Origin of the sequence: uncultured Planktosalinus sp. (assembly GCF_963973675.1) — a bacterium.
Lineage (GTDB): Bacteria > Bacteroidota > Bacteroidia > Flavobacteriales > Flavobacteriaceae > Planktosalinus.
Genome location: NZ_CAXBAN010000203.1, coordinates 1 through 4,780 on the forward strand (window position 1 = coordinate 1; position 4,780 = coordinate 4,780).

Below are 4,780 nucleotides of genomic sequence, written 5' to 3' on the forward strand. Positions count from 1 at the left end.
CCTGATGCGCTAGGACAGATACGATTAAGAGTACAATTAGCTTTTTCATTTTGTTTATTTATTTTAGTGTTATTTATTGAAAACCTACACTTTAAAGGGTTTTCAATGGTTATATTTAATCGGTTTCATTATTGAGCTGTTGCTTGAGGGCTTCAAGTGTAGGTACCAATACCTGTCTAGCTTTACTGCCTTCAAAGGGTCCCACAATGCCTGCAGCTTCTAACTGATCAATGATTCTTCCTGCACGGTTGTAGCCCAATTTTAGTTTTCGCTGCAATAGTGATGCTGAACCCTGCTGTGCAGTTACAATTACTTCAGCGGCGTCCCTAAACAAGGCATCCCGGTCGTCTATTCCTATATCAAGATTTGTGCCACCTTCCTCACCGGAGTATTCAGGTAAAATGTGTGCATCAGGATATGCTCTTTGAGAGCCAATATAGTTAGTAATTTGTTCTACCTCAGGGGTATCGACAAATGCACATTGCAGACGAATTAAATTATTGCCTTGAGTGAAAAGCATATCACCTCTTCCAATAAGCTGGTCTGCTCCTGAGCTGTCAAGGATGGTTCTTGAGTCAATTTTTGAGGTTACCCTAAATGCGATTCTGGCAGGAAAGTTTGCTTTTATGATACCTGTAATTACATTTACCGAAGGTCTTTGAGTGGCAATTATCAAATGAATACCTATAGCACGAGCCAATTGTGCAAGCCGGGCAATGGGTGTCTCGACTTCTTTTCCAGCGGTCATTATTAAATCAGCAAATTCGTCTACTACAAGTACTATGTAGGGCAGGAACTTGTGTCCGTCATTGGGGTTGAGTTTTCGGGCTTTGAATTTTACATTGTATTCAGCAATGTTTCTCACCATAGCATCTTTGAGCAAATCATAGCGCTGATCCATTTCAATGCAAAGTGAATTGAGTGTGTTGATTACTTTACTGTTATCAGTAATTATTGCTTCTTCAGTATCGGGTAGTTTAGCAAGATAGTGCCGTTCAATTTTATTGAAAAGGGTTAATTCAACTTTTTTAGGATCAACCAGTACAAATTTAACTTCTGCAGGATGTTTTTTATACAATAGTGAAGTGAGAATTGCATTAAGACCGACAGATTTACCTTGTCCTGTAGCACCGGCCATCAACAAGTGAGGCATTTTTGCAAGATCAACCACAAAGGTTTCGTTTGAAATGGTTTTTCCCAGTGCGAGTGGAAGTTCCATTTCTGCATTTTGGAATTTTGGGGAAGCAATGACTGAACGCATGGAAACCATTTTAGCATTTTTGTTGGGGACTTCAATACCTATGGTTCCTTTTCCGGGTATGGGTGCAATAATTCTTATTCCTAATGCTGACAGTGAAAGAGCGATGTCGTCTTCCAGATTTTTTATTTTTGAAATCCGGATTCCTGCTTCCGGAATGATTTCATACAGGGTGACTGTGGGCCCTACAGTGGCTTTGATTTGATCGATTTCAATTTTATAGTTTTTCAGGGTTTCAACAATGGTATTTTTATTGCTTTCCAGTTCTTCCTGATCGATGGTGATTCCTGTATTGGTGTTGTATTCCTTTAAAAGTTCCAGGGTTGGGAATTTATAATTGCTCAGTTCCAGTTTTGGATCAAATTCACCAAAATCTTTGACAAGCTTATTACTTAGAACTTCAACCTCTTCTTCTTCATCACTTTGCTCAACTTCAAGTGCTAAATCATCTTCATTTTCAGATTTGATGACAATTTTTTCTTTGGGCATTTCATTTAGATCAGCTACTGATTCTTTATTTTCAGAACCTGAATGCTCAGAAGCTTTATTTATCTCAATTTCAGGGGAAGATGGTATTTCTTCAGCTGTTTTCTTAGCATTCTCAATCTCTTGCTGAAGTTCATTTTTACTGTTTTTAAAGAATGTGATAACTTTATCGGGGGTAATTTTTAAACGAACAATGAGGTAAGTTAAAAATAAAAACACCATTAGCAAAACCGCTCCTGTAAAGCCCAGGTAATCCTGCAGGTAACTGTTTATTTCAAATCCGATGACCCCACCCAGTATCGATGCTTTTCCTTCAAAAAAACCAAAAAAAACTGAAAACCAAACCATCATCAATATTCCCCAAAACCACAAGTTTTTTAGTCCAGCTTTTGTTAGACTTAAAAAAAGGTAGATGCCCGAAATAAAAATAAGTACACTAAAAATAAGTGATGAAATCCCAAACCCTCTGTAAACAAAAAAGTCGCTAACGTTGGCTCCAAATTTATTAAGTAAATTTTGGGCTTGTTCGTCTCGGTTTGTAAATTCTGAAATGGTGCTTTGGTCTGCCTGCCAATTAAAAAAGAATGAAATAAAGGCAATTGTGAGTGCGGTACCTAAAATCATTAAAAAAACACCAAGTACCACTTTTTGTTGTTTACTAAACTGTAAACCCGGAAGACTCCGTTTTTTGGAAGAGGTTTTTTTATCTTTTTTTACAGCCATAGATGATTAGGTGAATTGAAACAAAAGTACAAATTGTAAACGTGAATTTGTTAAAAAAAAGTGTATAAAGTAATTGTTATTTTTGAGGGCTTGTATTGTTATTTAAACCCAAAGTTTGTATTAAAAGACCGATTGAAATAACTAATACACATCCAAATAGGTTTAACCAAAGATAAGGCATCCAATCAAACCACCAGCCCCAAATTACTATAACTTGAGTGATAATGGCAGCGATAAAGACGGCGTTTCCCTTGACGTATTTAATAAAAAATGCAAGTAAAAAGATTCCTAGTACATTTCCATAAAAAATGGAACCAATGATATTGACCAATTGAATCAAATTGTCAAATAAGTTGGCAACGCAGGCAATAGTAATTGCGATTACTCCCCACAACAATGTGAACCATTTTGATGCTTTTAAAAAATGGCTTTCGTCTTTGTTTTGTTTTTTATTTCTTTTGTACAAATCCATTGTGGTGGTGGTTGCCAATGCGTTTAATTCAGAAGCCGTTGATGACATGGCTGCACTCAGGATTACTGCCAGCAGCAAGCCTATCAACCCCCGTGGAAGATTATTTAAAATAAAATGAATAAACACATAGTCCTTATCATTGGTTTCAACAAGGGCATCGGCTTTTGAGATGATTTCTTTTGCTTTGGTTCGAATGATTTTTTCTTCTTCATCGAGTTGTATGATACTTTGCTGATATAATTTTTTTTCTGATGGGTTTTGGTAGTTGGTAAAGTTGTAAAGCGCTTGCTGTCTGGTTTCAAAATTTATTTTTTGCAGTTTTTGCAATTCTTGGTAATCATCAGAAAATTGAGAATTCATCACTGTTTCTGTTGCAACAGGGTTAAAATTGAGCGGGGAGGGGTTGAACTGATAAAACACAAAAACCATAACACCTACCAACAGTATAAAAAACTGCATAGGTACTTTTAGAATGCCGTTCATAATAAGTCCCATTTGACTTTGCTTTACTGATTTTCCGGAGAGGTATCGTTGCACCTGGCTTTGGTCTGTTCCAAAATAAGAGAGTGCTAAAAAAGTTCCGCCAATAATTCCGCTCCAGAAGGTATAGCGGTTGTCCAGATTGAAGGAAAAATCAATAATCTCCATTTTGCCACCGGCACCGGCAATTTCAAGTGCATTTGAAAAGTTTATGTTTTCAGGTAAGTAACTAAGAATGATAAAAAAAGCTGCAAACATTCCGGCGAAAATCACTGCCATTTGTTGTTTTTGAGTAACACTTACAGCTTTGGTTCCTCCGGAGACGGTATAAATAATAACCAGTACCCCAATAATAATATTCAGATAAATTAAGTTCCATCCTAAGACTGCTGACAGAATAATTGCCGGCGCAAAGATGGTTATTCCAGCTGCCAGACCACGCTGGGTTAAAAAAAGCATTGCTGTTAATGAGCGAGTTTTTAAGTCAAAGCGGTTTTCAAGAAACTCATAAGCAGTGTAAACTTTTAAGCGATGGTAGATGGGTATGAAAACCATACAAATGACAATCATAGCGATGGGTAAGCCAAAATAAAACTGAACAAAACCCATGCCGTCATGAAATGCTTGTCCGGGTGTAGACAAAAAGGTAATTGCACTTGCCTGAGTAGCCATCACCGATAGTCCAATGGTCCACCAGTTTGAAGTGTTACCTCCTTTGAGAAAGTCCTGAACATTTTTGCTTCCGCGTGTTTTCCAGACCCCATAACTAACGATGAATACCAACGTACCGATAAGAACAATCCAGTCAACTGCTTGCATATTAATTAAAGCTAATCATTATAAGGTAAAACAATACTATAAACAGGGCATTTGCGAGCAAAACGATGGTGTATGCTTTTTTCCAGATGTATTTTTCAGGATGCTTATTCATTTTCTAAAGATAATAAATTTGCAAACAAGCGGTAGGCACCTGAAACTCCGGCGGGCAATTGTCTGAAGAAACTCAGTCCTGTATAGACTATGTTTCCTTTCCCGTATTTTCCAATCAAGAGTGATCCTTTAAGAGGTTTTTCTCCCGGATCATTCATTTTAAAAATGGGTGTAAACTCTGAAGCCCATTCTTCAGCAAAATACAAGCCGCGTTCCTGTACCCAATCTTCAAAATCAGTGACTGAAAGCTTGTTGGGAGTATTCAATACTGAATGAGAAGGTTCAATAAAATCTACTTTTGCATTTTCATCAGTAACACGTCCTCTAGCCAATTGAATTTTAAAAGGGGCTAAACCATCAGTTACTAAACCTCGTGAAACATTGGGTACATCGCAGGTGCAGGAGACGAAATACCTTCAGCATTAAGACAA

3 protein-coding genes are annotated in these 4,780 nt (G+C 37.3%); all 3 read right to left on the minus strand.

Annotated features, from left to right (window positions below; all coding sequences use genetic code 11):
- Positions 1-115: 115 nt before the first annotated feature.
- On the minus strand, positions 116-2,467 hold the full coding sequence (locus AACY61_RS08800) for a DNA translocase FtsK (protein WP_339611205.1): 2,352 nt from the start codon (positions 2,465-2,467) through the stop codon (positions 116-118).
- A gap of 76 nt (positions 2,468-2,543) precedes the next feature.
- A complete protein-coding gene (locus AACY61_RS08805) occupies positions 2,544-4,238 on the minus strand; it encodes a sodium:solute symporter (RefSeq protein ID WP_339611206.1) in 1,695 nt (564 codons plus the stop codon).
- A 104-nt stretch (positions 4,239-4,342) separates the two neighbouring features.
- Complete coding sequence (locus AACY61_RS08810) at positions 4,343-4,681, minus strand: hypothetical protein (RefSeq protein ID WP_339611207.1); 339 nt, start codon at positions 4,679-4,681, stop codon at positions 4,343-4,345.
- Positions 4,682-4,780 lie beyond the last annotated feature (99 nt).